This window comes from Canibacter zhuwentaonis (assembly GCF_018531145.1).
In the GTDB taxonomy this organism is placed as follows: domain Bacteria; phylum Actinomycetota; class Actinomycetes; order Actinomycetales; family Microbacteriaceae; genus Canibacter; species Canibacter zhuwentaonis.
Genome location: NZ_JAHDSZ010000001.1, coordinates 314058 through 336149, shown reverse-complemented (window position 1 = coordinate 336149; position 22092 = coordinate 314058). Strand labels below are relative to the sequence as shown.

General features: G+C 52.6%; 22 protein-coding genes and 1 tRNA gene. 20 read left to right on the top strand and 3 right to left on the bottom strand.

The window, feature by feature from the left end; all coding sequences use genetic code 11:
- Nucleotide 1 precedes the first annotated feature (1 nt).
- The 8 genes from ruvX to nusB all read left to right on the top strand — a co-directional run bounded on the left by ruvX (nt 2) and on the right by nusB (nt 6930).
- On the top strand, nt 2-487 hold the full coding sequence (ruvX, locus tag KJY78_RS01560) for a Holliday junction resolvase RuvX (RefSeq protein WP_214336738.1): 486 nt from the start codon (nt 2-4) through the stop codon (nt 485-487).
- A gap of 10 nt (nt 488-497) precedes the next feature.
- Nucleotides 498-2033 carry an endolytic transglycosylase MltG gene (gene mltG, locus KJY78_RS01555; RefSeq protein ID WP_214336736.1) on the top strand — a complete coding sequence of 512 codons (1536 nt, stop codon included), beginning with the start codon at nt 498-500 and terminating at the stop codon, nt 2031-2033.
- A gap of 6 nt (nt 2034-2039) precedes the next feature.
- On the top strand, nt 2040-2900 hold the full coding sequence (locus KJY78_RS01550; RefSeq protein WP_214336735.1) for a shikimate dehydrogenase family protein: 861 nt from the start codon (nt 2040-2042) through the stop codon (nt 2898-2900).
- Nucleotides 2901-2926: 26 nt separating this feature from the next.
- On the top strand, nt 2927-4132 hold the full coding sequence (gene aroC / locus KJY78_RS01545) for a chorismate synthase (protein ID WP_214336734.1): 1206 nt from the start codon (nt 2927-2929) through the stop codon (nt 4130-4132).
- A gap of 2 nt (nt 4133-4134) precedes the next feature.
- The gene (locus KJY78_RS01540) at nt 4135-4770 is read left to right on the top strand and encodes a shikimate kinase (RefSeq protein ID WP_214336733.1); all 636 of its coding nucleotides are present in this window, start codon (nt 4135-4137) and stop codon (nt 4768-4770) included.
- On the top strand, nt 4767-5849 hold the full coding sequence (gene aroB, locus KJY78_RS01535) for a 3-dehydroquinate synthase (protein ID WP_431732317.1): 1083 nt from the start codon (nt 4767-4769) through the stop codon (nt 5847-5849). Before KJY78_RS01540 ends, aroB begins: the two co-directional genes overlap by 4 nt.
- Before the next feature lie 101 nt (nt 5850-5950).
- Complete coding sequence (efp, locus tag KJY78_RS01530; RefSeq protein WP_214336731.1) at nt 5951-6514, top strand: elongation factor P; 564 nt, start codon at nt 5951-5953, stop codon at nt 6512-6514.
- Nucleotides 6514-6930, top strand: coding sequence for a transcription antitermination factor NusB (nusB, locus tag KJY78_RS01525; RefSeq protein WP_214336730.1), 417 nt, complete (start codon nt 6514-6516; stop codon nt 6928-6930). The genes efp and nusB overlap by 1 nt, the downstream gene beginning before the upstream one ends.
- Before the next feature lie 66 nt (nt 6931-6996).
- Here nusB and KJY78_RS01520 read toward each other — a convergent pair whose 3' ends face one another.
- Both KJY78_RS01520 and KJY78_RS01515 read right to left on the bottom strand, forming a co-directional pair.
- Entirely contained in the window at nt 6997-7680 is a 684-nt protein-coding gene (locus KJY78_RS01520; protein WP_250544017.1) for a DedA family protein, read from the bottom strand.
- Nucleotides 7681-7737: 57 nt separating this feature from the next.
- Nucleotides 7738-7824: transfer RNA gene (locus tag KJY78_RS01515), tRNA-Leu, on the bottom strand.
- A 149-nt stretch (nt 7825-7973) separates the two neighbouring features.
- Between KJY78_RS01515 and KJY78_RS01510 the strand changes: the two genes are divergently transcribed.
- From KJY78_RS01510 to KJY78_RS01455, 12 genes are all read left to right on the top strand, one after another.
- Nucleotides 7974-8822, top strand: coding sequence for an undecaprenyl-diphosphate phosphatase (locus tag KJY78_RS01510; protein WP_214336728.1), 849 nt, complete (start codon nt 7974-7976; stop codon nt 8820-8822).
- 24 nt (nt 8823-8846) lie between these two features.
- Entirely contained in the window at nt 8847-9554 is a 708-nt protein-coding gene (locus KJY78_RS01505) for an HAD family hydrolase (RefSeq protein WP_214336725.1), read from the top strand.
- A complete protein-coding gene (locus KJY78_RS01500; RefSeq protein ID WP_214336724.1) occupies nt 9551-10552 on the top strand; it encodes a tRNA (adenine-N1)-methyltransferase in 1002 nt (333 codons plus the stop codon). Before KJY78_RS01505 ends, KJY78_RS01500 begins: the two co-directional genes overlap by 4 nt.
- 36 nt (nt 10553-10588) lie before the next feature.
- Nucleotides 10589-11566: an FKBP-type peptidyl-prolyl cis-trans isomerase gene (locus KJY78_RS01495; protein WP_214336722.1), complete on the top strand. Its 978-nt coding sequence runs from the start codon at nt 10589-10591 to the stop codon at nt 11564-11566.
- A gap of 3 nt (nt 11567-11569) precedes the next feature.
- Complete coding sequence (locus KJY78_RS01490; protein ID WP_214336720.1) at nt 11570-13675, top strand: helix-turn-helix transcriptional regulator; 2106 nt, start codon at nt 11570-11572, stop codon at nt 13673-13675.
- Nucleotides 13672-14463, top strand: coding sequence for a twin-arginine translocase subunit TatC (gene tatC / locus KJY78_RS01485; RefSeq protein WP_348771151.1), 792 nt, complete (start codon nt 13672-13674; stop codon nt 14461-14463). Before KJY78_RS01490 ends, tatC begins: the two co-directional genes overlap by 4 nt.
- Before the next feature lie 4 nt (nt 14464-14467).
- Entirely contained in the window at nt 14468-16702 is a 2235-nt protein-coding gene (locus KJY78_RS01480) for a DEAD/DEAH box helicase (protein WP_250544016.1), read from the top strand.
- Nucleotides 16703-18295, top strand: coding sequence for an apolipoprotein N-acyltransferase (gene lnt / locus KJY78_RS01475; RefSeq protein ID WP_214336718.1), 1593 nt, complete (start codon nt 16703-16705; stop codon nt 18293-18295).
- Between the two features lie 78 nt (nt 18296-18373).
- Complete coding sequence (locus tag KJY78_RS01470) at nt 18374-19135, top strand: SDR family oxidoreductase (protein WP_214336717.1); 762 nt, start codon at nt 18374-18376, stop codon at nt 19133-19135.
- A 9-nt stretch (nt 19136-19144) separates the two neighbouring features.
- Nucleotides 19145-20029, top strand: coding sequence for a DUF7059 domain-containing protein (locus tag KJY78_RS01465; RefSeq protein WP_214336716.1), 885 nt, complete (start codon nt 19145-19147; stop codon nt 20027-20029).
- 1 nt (nt 20030) lies between these two features.
- Nucleotides 20031-20489 carry a transcriptional regulator NrdR gene (nrdR, locus tag KJY78_RS01460; RefSeq protein ID WP_214336715.1) on the top strand — a complete coding sequence of 153 codons (459 nt, stop codon included), beginning with the start codon at nt 20031-20033 and terminating at the stop codon, nt 20487-20489.
- Nucleotide 20490: 1 nt separating this feature from the next.
- Nucleotides 20491-21534: a quinone-dependent dihydroorotate dehydrogenase gene (locus tag KJY78_RS01455; protein ID WP_214336714.1), complete on the top strand. Its 1044-nt coding sequence runs from the start codon at nt 20491-20493 to the stop codon at nt 21532-21534.
- On the opposite strand, the gene KJY78_RS01450 is transcribed toward KJY78_RS01455, so the two are convergent.
- Complete coding sequence (locus KJY78_RS01450) at nt 21531-22085, bottom strand: DUF3043 domain-containing protein (RefSeq protein ID WP_214336713.1); 555 nt, start codon at nt 22083-22085, stop codon at nt 21531-21533. The two genes, KJY78_RS01455 and KJY78_RS01450, sit on opposite strands and share 4 nt — an antisense overlap.
- Nucleotides 22086-22092: the final 7 nt, after the last annotated feature.

Sequence of the window (22092 nt, the reverse complement as noted above, 5' to 3'; positions counted from 1 at the left end):
CGTGATCGGTGCCAGACTCGGCATAGACGTTGGCAAGGCGCGGATCGGGGTGTCACGGTGCGATCCGCTACAAACTCTTGCTGTGCCGCTGGAAACGGTGCCCCGCACAAGCGGCGCAACCGGCATCGATGACGATATTGCGCGCATCGCAGAGCTTGCCGCGAAATACAGCGTCGTTGATATTGTTGTTGGGCTGCCGCTGAGCATGAGCGGGCAGCAAACTGCGTCCACGCGTGACGCTGAAGAGTTTGCACTCGCGCTCGCACAGCATCTACGAAGTAGTAATGCCAAGATCACGGTGCGTCTTGTTGATGAGCGGCTTTCAACCGTGAGCGCGAGTCGGCAGCTGCAGCAGGCGGGGCTACGCACCAAAAAAACAAGAGGAATTATAGACCAGGCGGCGGCGGTTGTTATTTTGCAACACGCCATCGATATGGATAGGTACGCAACCGCCGCAGTTGGTAGGCTTGTTGGCACTGATATTTAAAGGTTAAAGCATGGTAGAAGAGTATCCGGAAGATAATAACATGGCTTCGCAGCAGAGCTATCGCCCGCGCAGGGCAAGGCAAGAGCCAGCAGCGGAGCAATTTTCTGAGAGCTTAGCGGATCAAACCGCGCTGAAACGTGCCCCTCGCAGGGCTGCCAGCGACGCACCGGGTGCGGCAGATACTCAGCCAGAGCAACCTCTGAACAATGCGCAGCAACCGACAGCATCAGCTTACAATCCGCTACTCTTTCCGGAACCGGCAAAACTTCCTGCACGAAATGCGCAGCTTGCACAATCCCTGAGAGAATCTCAGGATGATTTACCACCGACGGAATATTCACAGCTTAATATGCGGCAAAACAGCACCGCGGAGCGACTGCCGCAGAGCAGTTTTTCTGAGCTGGGTTTGCCAGTTATCGCGCAGAATTCAACAGCGGAAAATAATTTACAACAGGGCAGCAGCACAATAAAAAATAAAAAAAGATTTAGAATTGTAGTTTCGACGATAATTGCGCTGTTGCTTATAGGCGCGCTCGCGTTCACGGGAAAAGCGATTATTGACGGCGTACGTGACAGGTTTGGAATCGGTGTTAGCTTAGATTATGAAGGCGCTGGCGAAGGCGAGGTGTTTGTTACTGTTAAAAGCGGCGACACCGGCAGCGATATTGCCGAGGCACTCGCCGAGGCGAACGTTGTAAAAACGGCGGAGGGATTTGTTAAATACCTGCTCAGAAATCACCCAGAGGCCGTTTTTGACGTTGGCTCGTATAAGCTTAAGCACAAGATGAGTCCAGAGGCCGCTTATACTGCTCTGCAGGATCCTAAAAATAAAGAAGATCTGGTTGTAACGCTTCCCGAGGGAATTAGCGCAGATCAGGCTTTTGAACGTTTTAGCGCTGTTACAGGCATCCCGCTCGAGGATTTTAAGCAGGCGGCAGCCAATTACCAGGCGTTGGGAGTGCCCACAGATTTTCCGAGTATAGAGGGCTTTATATTTCCGGCAACATACGAGCTGAACCCCGATGATACTGCAAGCGATATTCTGCGGAAAACTGTTGACAGAATGTGGCAGGCCTTGCAAGAACACGGTGTTACAGCGTCTGATGCGCACAAAATCTTAACGATGGCGGCGCTAGTGCAGCGCGAAGCGGGTGCGGATAAAAACGATTTCCCAAAAATTGCGCGGGTGTTCTATAACCGTCTCGAAAAAGATATGCACCTTGAGTCTGATGCGACCGTCGCCTACGGCACGGGACGCACGCATACGGTCTGGACGACCGCCGCAGAGCGAGCCGATGCGAGCAACAAATACAACACCTACGCAAACCCCGGCTTGCCAATTGGCCCTATTGGGCTGCCCGGTGACATCGCTATTAAAGCCGCGCTGAAACCCGCAAACGGCAACTGGCTATATTTTGTTCCGATAAACCTGGAAACCGGCGAAACCGCATTCGCTGAAACATTCACAGAGCACGAAAAAAACACGGACCTCCTCGCAGACTGGTGCAATGCGCATCGAGCGGCAGGCGGTACCCGCTGTGACTAGCTTAAAATGAAAGCGGCAGTAAAAAAGTTTGCGGTTTTGGGCAGCCCAGTTGCCCACTCTAAATCACCGCAAATACACACGCGGGCGTATTACGAGCTAGGTTTAAACGGGTGGCAGTATTTGCGGCGCGACACTAAAGAAGCCGATTTTATCGAGTTTATAACAGCTGCCGCACACGAGTACAGCGGGTTTTCCGTTACCATGCCGCTCAAAAAGCTAGCCGCCCAAATCGCAACAGAAAAGTGTGAGTTTGTGCGCGCAACCGGCGTTGCCAACACCCTTGTGAAGATCACCGGCGCAGACTGGCACAGACCACAGTGGAGCGCCTACAATACCGACATTCCAGGGCTGCAAAACGCGCTTGTGCGCAATAATTTCAGCTGCGTAAACGCGCTTATTCTAGGATCCGGGGCAACTGCGCTATCTGCGGCGCTGACCGCGCTGCTGCTGGGAGCGGATTCCCTCGAAATTCGTGCCAGACGACAGACTGCGCTGCAAGAGTTCACGCAGCAGCTACAAACGGCCGTAAAAATGCTCAGTATCACGCAAGATTTTAGGCTTAACACGGCGCTTATCACCGATCCGCCGCGGCTCACCGCACCCGATTTGATTATTAACACGCTTCCAGCGGATGCCGATGTCGAGCTGCCCGCGCAGTTTGCCAGAGCGCAATTTTATGACGTCACCTATTCCGCAAAAATGAGCCTGATCGCGCAGCGTCTAAACCCGGCGCAGCACGCAAACGGCGGCTCAATGCTGTTTGAGCAGGCGCTGCTACAGCTGCGTATTTTCATTAACGGCTCGCCTGCCGCGCCGCTGCCGATTGAAGACACGCTGCGCAACACTTTTCACGGTTTAAGCTCTTAGCGCCAGAAATTAGTAAGATAATAATTATGCTTCGTTGGATTACTGCAGGAGAGTCGCACGGCGCTGAGCTGGTTGCGGTGTTAGAAGGACTGCCGGCGGGAGTGCCGCTCAGCTTAGAAATGCTGCGCGCTGACCTGGCTCGGCGCAAACTCGGTTACGGGCGCGGCTCACGCATGAAGTTTGAGGTGGATGAGCTGAGCTTATCCGGCGGAGTTGTGCACGGGCTCTCAATCGGCAGCCCGGTTGCACTGCGGATCGGCAACACCGAGTGGTCAAAATGGCAAGAGGTTATGAACCCGGAACCAACGGAAATGACCGACAAGTCTCGGGGCAGATCAGCTCCTTTAACCCGCCCACGTCCGGGGCACGCCGACCTTGCGGGAATGCAGAAGTACGGTTTTAAGCAAGCGCGACCCGTGTTAGAGCGCGCCAGCGCTCGTGAAACGGCGGCGCGGGTGGCGCTCGGTGCCGTAGCAAAATCGTTTTTGTTAGAGCTGGGCATTGAGCTGGTGAGCCACACCGTGGCAATTGGCGAGGTAGCAGCTGAAATCGGCGCAATAACACCTCGGCTCACAGATCTTACAAAACTCGATAGCGACCCTGTGCGCTGTTTTGACCCGGAGCTGAGTGCCAAAATGGTTGCGGAGATTGACGACACTAAGAAATCCGGCGACACAGTAGGCGGTGTTGTTGAAGTTCTCGCGTACGGGCTGCCCAGCGGGCTGGGCAGCTACGTGCATTGGGATCGCCGGCTCGACTCTAAAATAGCCGGCGCGCTCATGGGAATCCAGGCGATTAAAGGCGTTGAAATCGGTGACGGTTTTACAACCGCCCGCCGCAGAGGTAGCGTCGCGCACGATCCGCTAACCGTTAACTCCGATTCCGACACGCCGATAGCGCGTGAAACCGGTCGTGCCGGTGGTATCGAGGGCGGTATGACAACAGGGCAGGTGCTGCGCGTGCGCGCCGCTATGAAGCCAATTGCAACCGTGCCCAGGGCCTTGCCAACTGTGAATGTCGCAACCGGCGAAGCTGCCACGGCGCACCACCAGCGCAGCGATGTTTGCGCTGTGCCGGCCGCCGGGGTGGTTGCCGAGGCGATGCTCGCCCTGATTTTAGCGGATGCGGTGCTCGAGAAGTTCGGCGGCGACAGTCTCGCAGAGACAAAGCGCAATATGGCGGCGTATTTGGAGGCGATTCCGCAGCAGCTTCGCACCGAAATTGAGCGTTAGCGATGAATAGCAAAGACTCTAAACCGGGCTTAATTTCTTGGATCGGCGGCAAAAGACCGGTGCCAGCGCCTCCCAAACAGGGATCTAATCTGTCGCAGCTGCCGCAAAAAGCGGTTGTTTTTATAGGCCCTATGGCAGCGGGCAAAACAACCATTGGCAAGACGGTTGCAAAAGAGCTTAAAATCCCTTTTATTGACACGGATGCGCGGATTGTTCACGCGCACGGGCAAATTTCGGACATTTTTGCCAACCAGGGCGAGGCAGAGTTTCGGCGGCTTGAGGCTAGCGTTGTTAAGCGAGAGCTTGCCGAGCCCGGCTGCAGAATTGTGGCGCTCGGCGGCGGCGCGATTCTAAGCTCGCAGACGCGCAAAATTCTAAAAAATCACCCGGTTATTTTGCTGATGACATCGGAACACGCCATCACGCGTGACGGTATTAACCTCAGTAAACGCCCGCTGCTAAAAAAAGATCCGGGGGCGTGGACCAAAATCCTACAGCAGCGCAGCCACCTCTATAAAGAGCTGGCCAGCGTAGAGTTTCGCACGGATATCAACTCGAGCCAGGCGGTTAAAACGGCCGTTATTGAGTGGTTAAAAGCGGGGCGGCCAGATTGGAGCAACAGAAATGAGAAACTATAGTGTCTAAGGTCACAAATATTCACGTTACCGGCGAGGCTGCATCACAAATAACAATCGGGCGCGGGCTGTTTAGCGCGGTTCCTGAAGCTCTCGGTGAGCTAGTAAAAAAAGTTCTGATTATTCACACAGGAAGCGGCGCAAAACAAGCTACTGCACTGCGCGAACAGCTGCAAGAAGCGGGCTACCAGGCACTTTTAGCAGAGGTGCCAGACGCGGAAAACGCAAAGCGTATTGAGGTTGCTGCTTTCTGCTGGCAAATTTTAGGGCAGACCGATTTCACCCGCAGTGACGCGATTATCGGTCTCGGCGGGGGAGCGGTCACCGATCTTGCAGGGTTTGTTGGCGGATGCTGGCTGCGCGGCGTTAAAGTTGTGCTGATTCCCACGAGCGTTTTGGGTATGGTTGACGCGGCAATCGGCGGCAAAACAGGAATTAACTCGGCAGAGGGCAAAAACCTAATCGGTGTGTTCGCGGCTCCGAGCCGAGTGCTGTGCGATTTTGAAACGCTGCAAACGCTGCCACGCAACGAGATTCTCGCCGGTTTTGCAGAGGTTGTAAAGTGCGGATTTATTGCCGAACCTGAGATTCTTGAGATTTTAGAGCGCGATGTGGCAGTCGCAAGCAACCCGAATTCTGCCGAGTTTCAGCGCCTTGTCGAACTCGCCGTGGATGTTAAGGCGCAGGTTGTGAGCGCAGATTTTCGCGACAGCTCGCAGCGCGAGATTCTAAACTACGGGCACACTCTGGGGCACGCAATCGAGCACTCTGAAAGATACCAGTGGCGACACGGAGTTGCCGTTGCTATCGGCATGGTTTACGCGGCAGAACTCGGGCGGCTCGCGGGTAATCTCTCGGAGCGGGTAGTGGATCGACACCGCTCAATTTTAGAATCGCTCGAGTTGCCGCTGAGCTATTCTGCCGCGCGCTGGGAGGGTCTGCTCTCGATTATGCAACGTGATAAAAAAACCCGCGCTGGAATGCTGCGCTTTGTTGTTCTTGACGATATTGCAAAACCGAGAATCTTAGCCGGAGCCGATCACACACTGCTGCGTTTTGCCTACGATGAAATTTCACGTTAGCGTCGCAGCTCAGCGCTGTTCGCGATAACCGGCGCTAAGATAGATAGCGTACACTTTTAGGATACTTAATTTTTAATTAAAAATATTTGTGAGGTTAGCTAGTGGCAACAACAAACGACATTAGAAACGGCACCGTGATTGTAGAAAACGGTCAGCTGTGGAGCGTGCTGGAGTTTCAGCACGTTAAACCCGGTAAGGGCGGCGCTTTTGTGCGCACAAAACAGAGGAACATCAGCACCGGTAAAGTCGTTGACAAAACCTACAACGCCGGCGCAAAAATTGAGACAACAAACGTTGATCGCCGCGACTACCAGTTCTTGTACCGCGACGGCAACGATTTTGTTTTTATGGACACAAGCGAGTACGAGCAGATCACAGTAGAGGGCAGCGTTGTTGGCGACGCGGCTAAATATCTGCTCGAAAATCAGGATGTTACAATTGCGATGCATGATGGCGCAGTGCTGTACGTTGATATGCCAGCAACTGTAACCCTTGAAATAGCCTACACCGAGCCCGGCTTGCAGGGCGATCGCTCAACCGGTGGCACAAAACCGGCAACGGTGGAAACAGGAGCTGAGATTCAGGTGCCGTTATTCCTTGAAACCGGCACGCGCATTAAAATCGACACGCGCACGGGCGAGTACACCGGCCGGGCCAACGGTTAATGAGCGCTCGTAGCAAAGCCCGTAAACGCGCTATGGATATGCTATATGCGGCGGATGTTTTAAGACAGCCGCTGGAGCAGATCCGCGAAACAGAGGTCGCGCGGGCAATTGCAGAGCCGGAGCGTAAAGCGTCCTGGCTGTACGCAAACGAGATCGTGCGCGGGATAATAGCTCACGCGGTAGAAATCGACGAGCGGATCGTTAGTGTTTCAGAAAGCTGGAGCATTGACCGTATGCCCAATGTTGATCGCTCCGTGCTCAGAATTGCCGTGTGGGAAATGTTTTACAACGACGAGGTGCCGACTGAAGTTGTTATCGACGAGGCAATTAACCTCGCCAAAGAATATTCCACAGCGGAATCAGGTTCTTTTGTGCATGGCATTTTAGGAAAGATCGCCGATCTAAAAGCGCTCTAGCCGTAAAAATTGTAACGGGGTTAGCACTCACTTATCCGAGCCCGCTGACCCCGTTTTAATGCCGCTTTAAGCCTTTTTGGAGCGCGTGTTTTGCAGCACGCGCCTGATGATCCACAACAGTACTAAAACGGCAGTTACAAACACGATAACGTACTTAAACCTGTCAATCCAGGCACTTACCAGCTCCCAGTTATCGCCAAGAAAATAGCCCGCAAAAATAAAGGCCGCATTCCAGATCAGCGAGCCTGCGGTTGTGAGCAGCGTGAACGCCAGCAGGTTCATCCGCTCCATTCCCGCGGGAATAGAAATCAGGCTTCTGAATATCGGCAGCATTCTGCCGAAGAAAACGGCTTTGTAGCCGTTTCGCTGAAACCAGGCGACGGTTTTAGTAATGTCAGAGCCTTTTACCAGCGGCAGCCTGTTCGCAATTTTCACGATGCGGTCGTGCCCGATTATAACCCCGATATAGTAGAGTAGCAGCGCTCCCAGAACAGACCCTGCAGTTGCCCACAGGGTTGCAGCTATCGGCCCGAAGTTGGCGCCCGGTCTGGCGGCGGTGAAGCCGGCAAGCGGCAGCAAAACTTCGCTCGGAATGGGCGGGAAGATGTTTTCAATCGCGATACCAAGACCAACCCCGGGGGCGCCGATAATGTTCATCAGCTCGACGATCCACAGCACAAAGCGATCAAGCCAGCTCTCGTTTTGCTGATTTGCAAGAGTAAAGAGCGTAACCGCGAGTGTCTGTGCCATCTTGTTCCTGTTCTGTGTAAAAAAATTGCTGAGAGCTAACTCTCAGCAATTTGCTTGTGCGCGAGGGGGGACTTGAACCCCCACGCCCTAAATGCGGGCACTAGCACCTCAAGCTAGCGCGTCTACCTATTCCGCCACCCGCGCAAATGTTAATTTCACAACTAACGAATACACCCTACCAGAATTAGCGGCTATCCACAAGCAGCGTCGCATTCTAAACGCTTTTATTTTAGTGCGCTAAAGTTACTTGCTAGGTTTTAATTCTCGCACAAAACCACAAAGAGAGCTGATCAATGAACATTTTAGAAGCGATTCTGCTGGGCGCTTTACAGGGGCTAACCGAGTTTCTGCCGGTGTCCTCTAGCGCGCACCTGCGTGTTGCAACAGAACTGCTCGGACTTGGCGATGTTGGATCCGCTTTTACCGCGATAATCCAGCTGGGCACGGAGGCGGCGGTGGTTGTTTTCTTCTGGCGTGATATTGTGCGGATCATTAAAAACTGGTTTGCCTCACTCAGCGGAAGTGTCCCGCGCCAGGATTCCGATGCGCTGCTCGGCTGGTGGATCATTCTCGGCTCGCTCCCAATCGTGATACTCGGGCTGCTGTTTGAAGACCTTATTGACACGTCTTTGCGCTCGCTCTGGTTTGTTGGCGCAAGCCTGATTGTTTTTGGCGTGCTGCTGGGAGTTGCCGACAGCATCGGCAGAAAATACCGCACTCTAAATCAACTGAGCGCAAAACACGGTCTGATCTACGGTCTAGCACAGGCGGCAGCCCTGATTCCGGGTGTTTCCCGCTCTGGCGGCACGATCACGGCCGGGCTGTTAATTGGCTACCAGCGTGAGGCTGCGGCACGTTACAGCTTTTTGCTGGCCATTCCTGCGGTGCTCGGCTCTGGCGGGTACAAACTGGTCAAAACTCTCAACGAACCCGCGCAGGTTGCGGCGCTGCCAACGCTTGTGGCAACCATTGTCGCTTTTACTGTTGCGATTGTGATAATAAAATGGTTTATGCGCTATATTTCTACAAAATCGTTCACCCCCTTTGTGATCTATCGGGTTGTTCTGGGCGTGGTAATTCTTGCGCTCGTAGCAACGGGAGTGCTCGATCCGCACGCCGGTGTTCCGGCTGTCACGCACTAACCGCCTCAAAAGCTAAGGAGCAAAATGTCACACCCCACAAAACCAGCGGCACTGCTCTGGGATATGGACGGCACTATTATCGACTCGCACAGTATTTGGAATACCGCGGCGGATGAAATTCTCGCGCGATACGACGCGCGCTTAACCGAGGCGAGCCGTCGACAACTGGTCGGCGCGACTCTGCTTGAGGGCGCCAAGATTTTTCAAGCGCACGGGGTTGCGCTCCCTACAGAGCAGATTATTGCCGATCAGACCGGGCGAGTAAGTGAGATTTGCGCGCGGGGCGAATTTCCGTGGCGGCCAGGTGCGCGAGAGTTACTCGCCCAGGCAGTTGCTGCGGGTATCCCAAACGTGCTTGTCACAATGGCTTTTCGTAACGTTGTATCAAACGTGCGAAAACTGCTCCCGCTAAATACGTTCACCGAGATTATCTGCGGCGACGACGTGACGCACGGCAAACCACACCCCGAAGCATACCTGGCAGGGGCGGCTAAAATCGGCGTTAGCATCACCAGCTGCGTTGCTTTTGAAGATTCACTACCGGGTATCCACTCTGCAACCGCTGCGGGCGCTGTTACAATAGGTGTCAAATACCTGGCTGATATCACAGCCGCAGGAGCGCACCTGGTCTTGCCGTCGCTGCAAGATTTCACACTCGAGCGCGTGATTACAACCTTCGCAGACACCCGGGCAAATAATTCACCCAGGAGACAAGGAAAACACACCCTATGAGCGCAGCACGCGGTCCTTTTGTTTTTGGCGACAGAGTGCAGCTAACCGGGTCGCGCAACAAGCGGTACACGATCACACTCACCCCGGATGGCGAGTTCCACACACACCGCGGGGTTATTCCACACCACGAAATTGTTGGGCGCAACGACGCTAGCGTACTAACAACCTCGGGCGGGGAAGAGTTTTTGGCGATCCGCCCTCTGCTCGCGGATTTCGTTATGGCAATGCCACGCGGAGCGGCAATTGTGTACCCTAAGGATGCCGCACAGATTGTATCACAGGCGGATATTGCGCCCGGGCTTAACATTGTCGAAGCCGGGGTTGGCTCGGGAGCACTCACCCTGCACCTGTTGCGCGCAGTTAGCTCCGCTGGCACGGTGCACTCAATCGAACGACGCGCGGAGTTTGCTGAAATTGCAAGCGCCAATGTGACCGCATTTTATGGCGGAGCAGCCCCCAACTGGCAGCTGAGCGTGGGCGATTTTCAAGATGTTCTGCCCGCAACTACAGCGCCCGGGTCAGTTGATCGCGTTGTGCTTGATATGCTAGCGCCCTGGGAGTGCGTCGCAGCGGCAGCAACCGCGCTTGTTGCCGGGGGCGTAATTATTAGCTATGTTGCAACCGTTACCCAGCTTTCGCGATTTGTTGAGACAGTGCGAAAAACTGGGCAGTTCACACATCCGCAAGCCTCTGAAACAATGGTGCGCACCTGGCACGTGGAAGGGCTGGCGGTGCGCCCGGATCACAGAATGGTTGGACATACGGGATTTTTGATAACAGCTCGTAAGCTATCGGCCGACACCGTTTTGCCTGAGTTGAAACGGCGCGCCTCAAAATCTGAGTACTCTTCTGAGGATCTGGAAATATGGACTCCTGGAATGGTTAGGGAACTACACAAGAGCGAGAAAGTTTTGCGCAAAAAGGTGCGCGATGCACAGAAATTCGCCGCAGCTAGAACCGCACCCGCCGGATCGTCCAACCACAACCAGTCTGTTTAATGGAGTAGAATATTTACAATCGCTGAAAGGAATCTAATGCGCCACAGGTTAATTGCTCCGCTGTGTGTTGCGGTCACCGTTGCCGCACTGGCGGGCTGTGCTCAGAGTTCAACCGCCGAGTCTGCAGCTGCAGAGTGCGAAAATCCGCTTAGCAGCGGCGCTGTAAGCGATGCCTATGCCGCGAAGGCATCTGTTCCCTTAGGAGACAGCATCAAACCGGCAACCGCGCTGCCCGTGACGGTTGCGCAACGCACCGTTACCACGGCGGATCAGACTGCCGACACTGCAACAATTGCGCGGTCAGTATCCGCGAGCGAAACTGCGCAAGGTAAAGCAGTTGTTGCAGCTCCCGCGATTGTAACGGCGGATATTAATATTTATGACTCGGTAACCGGCGCTCGCGTGTATTCAACATCGAGCAAGAACTCTGCCGCTGATTTTCTTGCGGTTCCTGAAAAGCGCGGCCTTAACGTGCTCAGCGATGCGGCGCTGTGCGCTCTGCCGGGGCAACGGGTGACGGTTGCTATGACACCAAAAGAGGCTGCCGGATTCTTACGCAGCGGGCTGAGCGAGGGCGCGGCGGCTATCGCCTATATTGATGTTAAAAACACCAGCAACTTCAAAGCATCGGGCAAAGAACAGCCCTTGCCTAACGGCTTTCCCGCGGTGACACGCACAGCCGCAGGTGATCCCGGTGTTGTGTTGCCGCCACAGCAGGCGCCTAGCGAGTTGCGCAGCGCGCTGCGCATTAAAGGCGAAGGGCGCAGTGTGCATGCGGGCAGTAACGTTGTTGCGCAGGTTTTATCAGTTAGCTGGGCGGGTAAAGTCACCGCTTCTACCTGGAATGACGGACCAATGATCATCCCGGCAGATGATCCAGCAGTCTCTTGGCGAAATGAGCTTAACGGCGTGCCTGTTGGGTCTCAGGTTGTAATCTTGATGCCCGCTAAGAGCGATGCCAGCCAAGCAACACCCGCGCAAGTTCTTGTTGTGGATGTTCTAGCATCGGAGTAAAGTATGCATGAAAACAGCAAAGCAGCTACGCTTAGACAGTTGAAACTAATGAATATTTTATCTGCAACAGAAATGAGTTTAAGGGAAGACAACAATTTTAAGCATATCCAAGAAATCAAAGAATATAAATCTAAAAACATCAATAGCTCTATCAAAAAATTTCAGCGTGATATAAAAGATCTGGAACAGTGCGGCGTTAAAATCAGTGTGCGGAACTTAATTACGAAAAAAGGTAGCAAAAACCTGTATTCAATAGATACCAAAAGCAGTTTCATCGCCAAAGATTTTCGTCTGGAGTCTGGCGAAAGAATTATTATCCGCGCCGCAATTGATTATCTTTCGCACGGAGCCAGTGATTCCTTAGCGTACACAACATTTCTAAAACTTGCTGGCATAATTAAAGATATTAATTTCTCTAAAATCATAGTGCGCGAGGGGTCTAAGCACTGGGTATGGCAGGTTGATAAAGTACTAGAAGCGATTATTTACAATAAAAATATATCGTTCGAATATAGAAAACCAGATAGTACGGTTAGCGCTCGCACTGTTTCACCACAGCAACTGTATTTTTTTGAAAGCAGGTGGCATCTATTCTGCTATGACTGCGACAAAAAAGAACCCCGCGTGTTTTTACTAAGTCGCTTTGTTGGCAAAATAAAGCTTGCTACAAGATCGAGTGATCATAAGCCTCTGTCTGCGAGCGCACTGCAAGCGCTCGTGGAAGAAATACAAAACAGAGCTTCTCAACAAGAAGTATTTTTTAATGCGCAACTCACCGCTGAAATAATAGATACCTATATCCACGAGGGCAGAAACCCTCCCGAGTTTACAAAATCACTAAAACCTAAAACATTTGACAACGGTGTTTTGCACTATAACACTGCCGACTACGCGGATTTTGCCAGAGAGCTGATCGCATTTAATTTTGCTTCCGCAGTTATTGGTCCTCCTGCAATACTTGAAGAGCTTGCGTCAATATATGGGCGCGCACTGCAATTAAACAATTCTACTGCTAACGAAAGTTTCAAGGTCGATAACGCTGGCGGCTCTAAAGAGTCTAACGGTCGCGAATTATCTGTGCCAAACACCACGGTTCTGGCATATTCCATGGCTCAGATTGGATGGTTTATTAAAAAAAAGTATGGAGAAAAAATAACATTTACAGAACTTGAAACAACCTTTGACTGCAATAGGGAAACATTTACCACTCTTGCAGAGTTGTTTACTAAGTCGCAAGATACTATAAGTTTTGCGGAGTCTCAAGACCAAAGTGGTTTAGAGTTTGACGGCACATTCGATATGCGACCACTGGCTTTTACTGATAGTGAGCTTCAAATGCTAATATCAGTAATTGAAATTGTAACGCACTTATTTGATGGAGAGATGGCTGCAGACGCTAAAAAGACAATCAAAAAATTGCGTGAACTTCAACGAGAAGAGGATAATCGCCCTAGTATTATCGCGCATCAAGAGATCGACTCACCCAGCATAAGCTCGGTCACCTCTAATAACGTAAATATTCTTTACAACGCGCTCACAGAAAATAAAAAGGTTACTTTTGACTACATCTACAGGGATGGTAGGGTCTCAAAAAATCGCGAAGTGTTTCCTCTTAACATAGAGTATCTAAACGGGCAGTGGCGATTATACGCATATTGTTACCAAAAGAAAATTGTGCATAATTTTATATGTGCGGCAATGTCTAATCTGAGTTCTAACAACGATACGGAGGTGCTAGAACAAATAATTTTATTCCAGAAAAAGGCACGAGAAGCTAGAAGAGCTACTAGAAACTCCACTAGCGATAAGGTTGATTTTCTAATTGATAGCGCGCATAAATTCCTAGTCAGTGACTATAAGCCAGAGTTTTCCTACCGTAAAGTGTCTACAAGAGATACGAAGTTTCTGGAACAGAACTTTGCGCATGGGCAATGCGATATCTGGAACGATACTAGCTTTAACCGCTTTTTAAGAGCGGGGTGCGGTCAGCTAGCAATCATAAAGCCAGAGAATAAACGCAGAGCCGCAGCCAAAGCCGCGCAAAATGCTTTAAACCATTTACAAACAAAGCTGTCCAGAGAACAGCAACATATAACCCAACAACCGTGAGCAGAAACAGAAAAAAAGCCAACCCCGAAGCGCGAATGCGTTTAGGGGAGCACTTAATAGAACTGCGCAAAAGGTTTATAGTTTGCCTAATCGCGGTTACTGTGGCGATTATCGGCGGATGGTTTCTGGCGGATTACGTGTGGGAGATTTTACGCGCACCGATTAACGAAATCTCACACGAGGATAACCGCATTGCGCATATCGCGTTCACCGACGTCACAGGTTCTTTCGGGCTAAAACTTAAAATCGCATTTGTTATCGCAATTTTTATTGCTAGCCCAATCTGGCTCTACCAAATATGGGCTTTTTTCATACCCGCGCTTAAAAAACGCGAAAAAATAGCTGCAGCGGTGTTTCTTGGCGCATCTGTGCCCCTCTTTCTGAGCGGCGCGGTTGTTGCGTGGTGGGCGCTGCCCAAAATTGTCCGGATTTTAACAAGCTTCTCCTCCAAGCAGGATGCCCTGCTTTTAACCGCGGGAGACTATCTAAACTTTGCAACAACTTTGACGATCTCCGTCGGCATCGGCTTTGTGCTCCCCGTTTTTATTGTGCTGCTCAATTTCGTCGGTGTGCTGTCGGCAAAGTCAGTTATTAGCAAGTGGCGCATTGCAGTGCTTATAATTTTAGTTTTTGCAGCTTCGGTAACACCTTCGGTTGAAGTTTTTAGTATGTTTTTAATTGCAACCCCGATGATTCTGCTGTACGCTGTTGCGGCTATACTAGCCTACTTCCACGACCGCCGCAAAGCTAGGCAGCAACGCAAAACCTTCGCCGAGTATGATGTTTAACAGTATGAACGATTCTGATGCGCTTGATTTTTTTGAATCCCAGCTAGAATATCCGCTTGATCCCTTCCAAAAAGCAGCCTGCGAAAGACTGCTCTGCGGCAACTCGGTTTTAGTTGCCGCACCAACCGGTTCGGGTAAAACCACGGTCGCCGAATTTGCGATTATGCTCGCTCGCCACGAAAAAAACCAGGATGTTATTTACACCGCGCCGATTAAAGCCCTTTCTAACCAGAAATACGCGGAGCTGTGCAAGCGCTACGGCGCCGATCAGGTAGCTCTTTTAACGGGCGATAACACGATCAATCAGGACGCCCCGATTAAGGTTATGACAACCGAGGTGCTACGCAATATTATCTATGCCGACGTGTCGCGCCTTCATAATCTCGGCTGTGTAATCCTCGACGAGGTGCACTATCTCGGCGATCAGTATCGCGGAGCTGTGTGGGAAGAAATAATTCTGCACATTCCACAGCACGTGCTACTGGTGGGGCTTTCTGCAACCGTTTCCAACGTTGAAGAGCTGGGGGACTGGATCCACACGGTGCACGGCAACACTGAGGTGATCATCTCAGAAAGACGTCCCACACCGCTGTTCCAGCACATTTTAACCCGGGAGCGCATCTATCCACTGCACAAAAACGGTAAACTCAATCCGGATCTAAAATATTTAAAACCGTTAAAGGGCAAGCGCGCAAGGGGTGCGGCGCCGCGCAAAAAATCGCGCGGTAAAATCGCGCACTACGATGTTGTTGAAATGCTCAATAGCAACGATCTTGTGCCAGCCATTGTTTTTATTTTCAGCAGAGCAGGCTGCGATCTGGCGGCGTCACAGTGTTTACGGGCGGGAATTGATTTGAACACGGCGGATGAAAAACGCCAGATTCTCACAATTGCCCAGCTGGCGGTGGCGACTCTCTCTAAAGATGAACACCGGATTTTAAGAATTAACTCCTGGCTGCGTGCGCTCGAGCACGGAATCGCTGCCCACCACGCTGGAATGCTGCCGCAGCTAAAAGCCGTTGTTGAACAGCTCTTTCTGCGCAGGCTTGTGAAAGTTGTTTTTGCAACGGAAACGCTCGCGCTCGGTATCAATATGCCGGCAAAAGCGGTTGTGCTTGAGCAACTGAAAAAGTTCAACGGTGTTGAACGGGTTTACCTTTCAAGCGGCGAATACACGCAGCTAACGGGGCGCGCAGGCAGGCGTGGGCTTGACACCGAGGGGCACGCGGTAATTTTGTGGGAAGATTCGCTCGATCTCGAGGTTGTTGAGTCTCTCGCAGGAGCACGCTCCTATCCTGTTAGGTCAAGCTTCAGACCGACATACAATATGACGGTGAATCTGCTGCGCGAGCGTGAAATATCGCAGGTGCGCAAAACTCTGGAGCGCTCGTTTGCGCAGTTTCAAGCGGATCGTGCGGTCGTCGCGGATGCCACAGAGCTGGCCGCGGCAGAGCGCTCCCTGGCAGCTTACCGCAAAGCGATCACCGACGGCGATGACACGGCGGCTGAAATCTGGCGCGAGCGGGAAAAACCGCTGCGTAAAAAAGTTAGAAGGCTTGCGCAGCGCGTGAAAAGCCAGACCAACAGCATTGCGCGCGAGTTTGAGCGAGTTGCGCAAGTTTTAACAGAGCTTAAATATCTTGTGCCCGCTGACGCAGAAAACACCGCGGGAGATTCTCAAAATCTACGGCCGAGCGTGTGGGGGCTGGCGCTAACCAGGCTCTATGGCGAAAAAGCCCTGCTTACAGTAACCGCGCTTAAGCATAAACTGTGGCACCGGCTCACCCCGCAGGAGTTTGCGGCTTTAATAGCAACCCTCACATATGAACCGCGGCGCAGTGAAACCGCTGCGGGGAGCTATCCGCTAAGCTCCGAGTGGCAGCGGGCAATGGATGAAACAATTAAGCTCTGGGCCGGTCTTGATGCTATTGAGAGGGCGTACAAACTGCCGCCCACGCTCGCTCCTTTCACATATTCTGCCTGGGTTATGGACGCCTGGGCGAACAAAAAATCGCTTACGCAAATCCTTACCGGGAGCGGGCTTAGCGCGGGTGATTTTCTGCGCTGGATCAAACAGACCGCCGATTTGCTGGGGCAAATCGCACAGGCCTGTGAAACCGTTATCAATAGCACTGACGCAGACACGGTAAACACCCTCAACCTGCTGACCGTCGCCAACCTTGCGCGCAGCGCCCGAGGCAAAATAATGTACGGAATTGTTGAGAGTTCAGTAGCCTAAATGGTAAAAAAACGGCTTTTTTTACTGCGGATAGCGGCCGCCTCGGGTGCGGGGCTGATGCTCGATGCCGCCATGCCAGACATTGGCATCTGGTATCTGGGCATTCCCGCGCTAACCATTTTTACCCTTAGCTTCTGGGGGTTAAAACCGGTCGCCGCTGCTTTAATCGGGAGCGTCTTTGGGGCGTCTTTCTGGCTGGCACACATTGAGTGGCTCACTTTCTACTTGGGAATTGTGCCGTGGCTAGCGCTTAGCTCGGTTATGATAGCGTGGACGGTGTTATTCGCCGCCGCTGCCACGTTCACAGTCAACTCGCTGCCCAGAATCTCACTGTTGCACAACCGGCACGCACTAATTTCGGCGCAGACGCTGAGCGTTACCGGGCTGTGGGTGGTGCGCGAAACGCTCGCTTCAAGCATTCCATACGGCGGATTCGCCTGGGCTCGCACAAGCGCGGTACTGCTCGAATCGCCCTTTGCAAAACTGGTTTCTTACCTTGGAATTACCGGGTGCACAGCGCTTGTAACGCTCGTTGCGGTGCTGCCGGTTGCGGCCTGGCACTGCCACCGAAAAGGCGCAGCAAAACGGCGCAGCAGCAGCGCGGCAGTACTTACGGCTTTAACAGCAACGGCCGTTGTGTGCGCAACTCTGCTGCTGCCTAAAATCACACTCCCGCACGTGGGCGAGCCAGTGCGCGCGGGGATTGTGCAGGGCAATGTTGCCGCTGGAATATTCGATAACCGCAAAAACGGCGACATCATAAAAGCCCACCTGCAAGAGGCAAACACTCTGCTTGACAACACTCAGCAGCAGCTTGATATGATTGTTTTTCCCGAAAACGCCGCAGAATATGCGCTCATTGACAACTACCGCAACAGAACGCGTATTACCGAGCTTGCAAAGCGCGCTAAAGCCCCCGTGCTTGCCGGAGCGGTGCTGCCCAACACTGCCGCCAACGGCACAGATTTTTACACCAATTCTGCGCTGCTAATAGCAGAGTCCGGGCAAGTTGTAGAGCGCTACGATAAAAAATACCCGGTGCCTTTTGCTGAGTATATGCCTCACCGTGACTTTTTTACTAAAATTGCGCCCGAGCTGGTGAAATTAATTAACCTCGAATACACTCCTGGGGTTACAGACTCGGTTATGCAAATTGGCAGTTCAACCGCTGGAATTGCGATCTGTTACGATATGATTTACGACAATCACCAACGGTTAATGCTCGCTTCCGGCGCAGAATACGTTATCACCCAGACAAACAATGCGGATTTCGGATCCGCGGATCAGGCTGCGCAACAGTTAGCGCTCGCCAGGCTACAATCTCTGAGTACCGGTCGCTACACGGTTGCCGTTTCCACACGCGGTCCGAGCGGTGTTATAGCGCCGGACACGGGAAAACTCACAGAGCTTATTTTCTGGCACGAGAGCGGCGGGGCAGTGGTCGAGTTGCAGCGCACAACCGGCATAACCCCGGCAGCACAGCTGGGTCACATAATTGCCGGATTCTGGATATGCTCCGGGCTGCTCGGGCTGTTTCTAGCAGGCTGCGCATCTTTTATGCACAGCAGAAAAAATAAATCCACAGCACCATAAATACCGCATTTTTTAGGGTTTTTCCACTAGAGTTATAGCAAAAGATATAGCACAAATTATCTACTAGGAGTTACCACTATGAATCCGCTAAAACCGGGGAGCTTGCGCGGCAAACGAGCACTAGTCACAGGATCATCGCGCGGTGTTGGCGCTGACACTGTAAAATACTTCGCCGCTGCGGGCGCGGATGTTGCAATCAACTACCGCAACAAGGCTGCTCGTGCGGAAAAACTGGCTGCGCAGTTGCGCGCAGAGCATGACTCTAGAGTATTGACAATCGGAGCGGATATAACTGACGATGACTCCGTTGCAGAGCTTGTAAAAATCCTACAAACAGAGTTTGGTGAGCTTGATATTCTTGTTCTTAACGCCTCTGGTGGCATGGAGAGCGGCATGGCAGAAGACTACGCAATGCAGCTCAACCGCGACTCTCAGGTGCGCCTGCTCGAGGCTTTGCAGCCCCTGTTTGCACCGGCAGCTCGCGTTATTTTTGTGACGAGCCACCAGGCTCACTTCATTCACACTAACCCGACAATGCCGGAGTACGAGCCGGTTGCGCTCTCAAAACGCGCTGGCGAAGACGAGCTGCGCAAAAGAATCCCTGCTCTTAAAGCGGTCGGCGTAGAATTCGTTGTTGTGTCAGGCGATATGATAGAGGGCACGGTAACAGCGCTACTACTCGAGCGCGCAAACCCGGGCGCCATAGCAGCGCGGCGCGAAAGCGCTGGCAAGCTCTACAATGTTGCCGAGTTCGCGGCGGAGGTTGCGGCTGCTGCGGTTGAGCCAGTGCCAGCAGATAACACGCGCCTTGTCGGAGACACCTCCGATTTTCAAAAATAGCTCGCGTAAATGCCTTTAAGCCTGTTATCGCAAGCTGCGGTCACTGCCGTAGCGGAGGCTTTAGCGGCGGATCTATCTGCGGCTAATTTCACCGAGCACGCACTTATTAACACGTTCGGTAAAACCGCGTATCAGCAGATTACGCAGGGGTTGCAAGTTCTGGCAAAGTTTGCGCTGGCAGATTCTAACGCGAGCGTGGCGCTTAAGACCATGATCCGCACTTTTCAACTGGGACAGTGTGTGTCAGCAGCAGCTTTGAACAACGCGCTGCCATCACTCGGCCTTGAGAGAGGCTGCGCAACGGGCATTGTTAGCGCCGCCTGGATTGTTGAGCGTGAGCGCCTTGAGCCGGTCGCGTACGCTGCAATGTGGGTGCGTGACGGAGGTGTTCTGCTTAACACCGAGCGGGCAGCGCAGCTAATACGCGCCTATCTTGCCGATTTTAAGAGCCGCAATGTTGTCAGTGTGTCACTGGGAACATTGCGACTACAAAAGAATCTAGCCACAGCAGGCAGTAATGTTGTGCGCGTTGAAGCGATATCCGCGCCGTATCTTCACAACAGCGGTCTGCTCGAGCAGCGCATTCACGAGCCGGGGCATGAATCCGCCAGCCAGCTGAACATGATAGTGCCGACACCTTATCAACGGCATTTACAGGCGAATACGCTAACGCTCGCGCCCCTTGGTGCCTGCGACGAAGAGCTCACAATCGGTCAGATAAGCGACGCGCTCGCACAAATATTTAACGCCGACGCTATAGCAACCCGGCAGCAAATCAGAGAAGCTGTTAGTGAATACGCCTGGCGCGGAGCACTGAGCCTTGCTAGTACCGACACAGACAAGCCCGGAGCCTTAAACCTCACTGGCACCGACACAGACAGATTAGGAAAATAGTATGCAGTGCCCCTTTTGCAGCAGCATAGAATCAAAGGTTATTGACAGCCGCGGCACAGAAGAAAGCCGCGCAATCCGACGTAGGCGGGAATGCCCCGATTGCAAAAAACGTTTTTCTACAACCGAAACCATTGTACTGAACGTTGTGAAACGCGGCGGATTCGTTGAACAGTTTAGCCGTGAGAAAGTTGTTTCAGGTGTGCGCAAAGCCTGCCAGGGACGACCCGTAGGTGACACAGAACTAGCAATACTCGCGCAGCGCGTTGAAGACTCTCTAAAAGCTCTCGGTAACGCGCAGATTGACGCGATCGACGTTGGCAAAGCCGTGCTGCCGTTCTTGAGTAAACTTGACAGGGTTGCATACCTGCGATTTGCGAGCGTGTACGAAAACTTCGACTCCCTGGAAGACTTTGAGGCTGCCATTTTGAAACTCAGAAACGACGATAACGAAGGTAATTAGCGTGTATAAACTACTTTTTAACACGGTTTTGCGCAGGCTCGATCCTGAGTTTGCGCACTTGCTTGCCAGCTCTGTTATTAAAGCTCTGCCACTGGCGGATGCTGCGCTGCGCCCGTTCCTGCGCCCACACAAGAATTTGCGTACCGTTGCGCTGGGGCGTGAGTTTACAACCCCGTTCGGACTCGCTGCGGGGTTTGACAAGAACGCAACGCAGATTACAGGACTCGGGCTGTTAGGTTTTGGGCACGTTGAAATTGGCACGCTCACAATGCACGCACAACCGGGTAACCCAAAACCGCGCCTGTTTCGGCTCGTTAAAGACAGCGCCCTGATCAATAGAATGGGCTTCAATAACAGCGGATCTGCTGCCGCCGTATCGCATATTACAAAAGCAAAAATACGCCCCAACCGCCCCGTAATCGGGGTTAATATCGGCAAAAGTAAAATAACCCCGTTAGCAGACGCAGCTGATGACTATGTTTTTTCCGCAACGCTTTTGACACCTTTTGCCGACTATCTAGTGGTTAACGTGAGCAGCCCCAACACTCCCGGATTACGTGAGCTGCAGCAACTTAACACGCTCGCTAAACTCGTACGGCGCGTGCAAAGCGCGGCTGGCACAACCCCAGTGCTCTTAAAAATAGCGCCCGATCTTAGCGACACGCACATTGAGCAGATTGTGACGCTGGCGCTGGATGCACAGCTGCGGGGCATTATTGTTACCAACACGACCGTTGCACGAGATAACCTAAGCACTGCAGATGCTAAAATTTCAGCGATAGGAGCGGGCGGCTTATCAGGTAAACCGCTCGCCACTAAGGCGCTGCAGGTTTTACGCCGGGTACGCGCGGCAGTTCCCACTGAGAGCGATTTCACTATTATCGCGGCCGGCGGAGTGAGCAGCGCGCAAGATGTTTTAGAGCGCCTTGCTGCGGGAGCACATCTCGTGCAGGGATACAGCGGATTTATCTACAACGGGCCGCTGTGGGCGCATAAAATAAATCGTGAACTGGTGAAACTAGGGTATCGCGGCAACGCAGCCTAGCTCGGCCACTGCCCGTGCTTGACCCGTGGCTTTGGGATCCGCATAACCCGCATCTGCGTCGCGCGAGAAAAAGCGTACCAGCGAAAACCGCGTTGCACCCGCGTTTTGCCGAATTTTTGGCACAGTCTGCGATACAAAAACAGGTTCATAATAATGCTGTCAACAATCACCAACAAAAACAGCAAGATCATTACCAGTGAGCCGTATTTTGCCTCTTTAATCGGTAAAAACGAGATAATCACGGTCACAAATAGGGTCGGCAGCAGCAGCTCTCCAATGCTGAATCTCGCGTCGATCCAGTCGCGGATAAATCTGCGCTGTTCGCCCTTGTCGCGCTCCGGCAGATACCGCTCGTCGCCGTTTGCCATTCCCTCGCGGATCCGCGCCCGCTGCTCTGCTAGTGCGGCACGCTGTGCTTCCTTGGCTTCTTTACTGACAGCGCCCACGATAGGACGCGCATTACGCGCCTGCGCTTGCTTCCTAGTAGGGGTCGGTTTGCCTTTTTTATCCGAGTGATTTTGCGAGTCTGTGGCGCTGGATTGCTGAGTCAAAAAAGCT

Excerpts from the sequence above, each read along its gene's own strand:
- mltG (WP_214336736.1), top strand. The coding sequence starts at position 498 with ATGGTAGAAGAGTATCCGGAAGATAATAACATGGCTTCGCAGCAGAGC.
- KJY78_RS01550 (WP_214336735.1), top strand. The coding sequence starts at position 2,040 with ATGAAAGCGGCAGTAAAAAAGTTTGCGGTTTTGGGCAGCCCAGTTGCC.
- aroC (WP_214336734.1), top strand. The coding sequence starts at position 2,927 with ATGCTTCGTTGGATTACTGCAGGAGAGTCGCACGGCGCTGAGCTGGTT.
- KJY78_RS01540 (WP_214336733.1), top strand. The coding sequence starts at position 4,135 with ATGAATAGCAAAGACTCTAAACCGGGCTTAATTTCTTGGATCGGCGGC.
- nusB (WP_214336730.1), top strand. The coding sequence starts at position 6,514 with ATGAGCGCTCGTAGCAAAGCCCGTAAACGCGCTATGGATATGCTATAT.
- KJY78_RS01520 (WP_250544017.1), bottom strand. The coding sequence starts at position 7,680 with ATGGCACAGACACTCGCGGTTACGCTCTTTACTCTTGCAAATCAGCAA.
- KJY78_RS01510 (WP_214336728.1), top strand. The coding sequence starts at position 7,974 with ATGAACATTTTAGAAGCGATTCTGCTGGGCGCTTTACAGGGGCTAACC.
- KJY78_RS01505 (WP_214336725.1), top strand. The coding sequence starts at position 8,847 with ATGTCACACCCCACAAAACCAGCGGCACTGCTCTGGGATATGGACGGC.
- KJY78_RS01500 (WP_214336724.1), top strand. The coding sequence starts at position 9,551 with ATGAGCGCAGCACGCGGTCCTTTTGTTTTTGGCGACAGAGTGCAGCTA.
- KJY78_RS01495 (WP_214336722.1), top strand. The coding sequence starts at position 10,589 with ATGCGCCACAGGTTAATTGCTCCGCTGTGTGTTGCGGTCACCGTTGCC.
- KJY78_RS01490 (WP_214336720.1), top strand. The coding sequence starts at position 11,570 with ATGCATGAAAACAGCAAAGCAGCTACGCTTAGACAGTTGAAACTAATG.
- KJY78_RS01480 (WP_250544016.1), top strand. The coding sequence starts at position 14,468 with ATGAACGATTCTGATGCGCTTGATTTTTTTGAATCCCAGCTAGAATAT.
- lnt (WP_214336718.1), top strand. The coding sequence starts at position 16,703 with ATGGTAAAAAAACGGCTTTTTTTACTGCGGATAGCGGCCGCCTCGGGT.
- KJY78_RS01470 (WP_214336717.1), top strand. The coding sequence starts at position 18,374 with ATGAATCCGCTAAAACCGGGGAGCTTGCGCGGCAAACGAGCACTAGTC.
- KJY78_RS01465 (WP_214336716.1), top strand. The coding sequence starts at position 19,145 with ATGCCTTTAAGCCTGTTATCGCAAGCTGCGGTCACTGCCGTAGCGGAG.
- nrdR (WP_214336715.1), top strand. The coding sequence starts at position 20,031 with ATGCAGTGCCCCTTTTGCAGCAGCATAGAATCAAAGGTTATTGACAGC.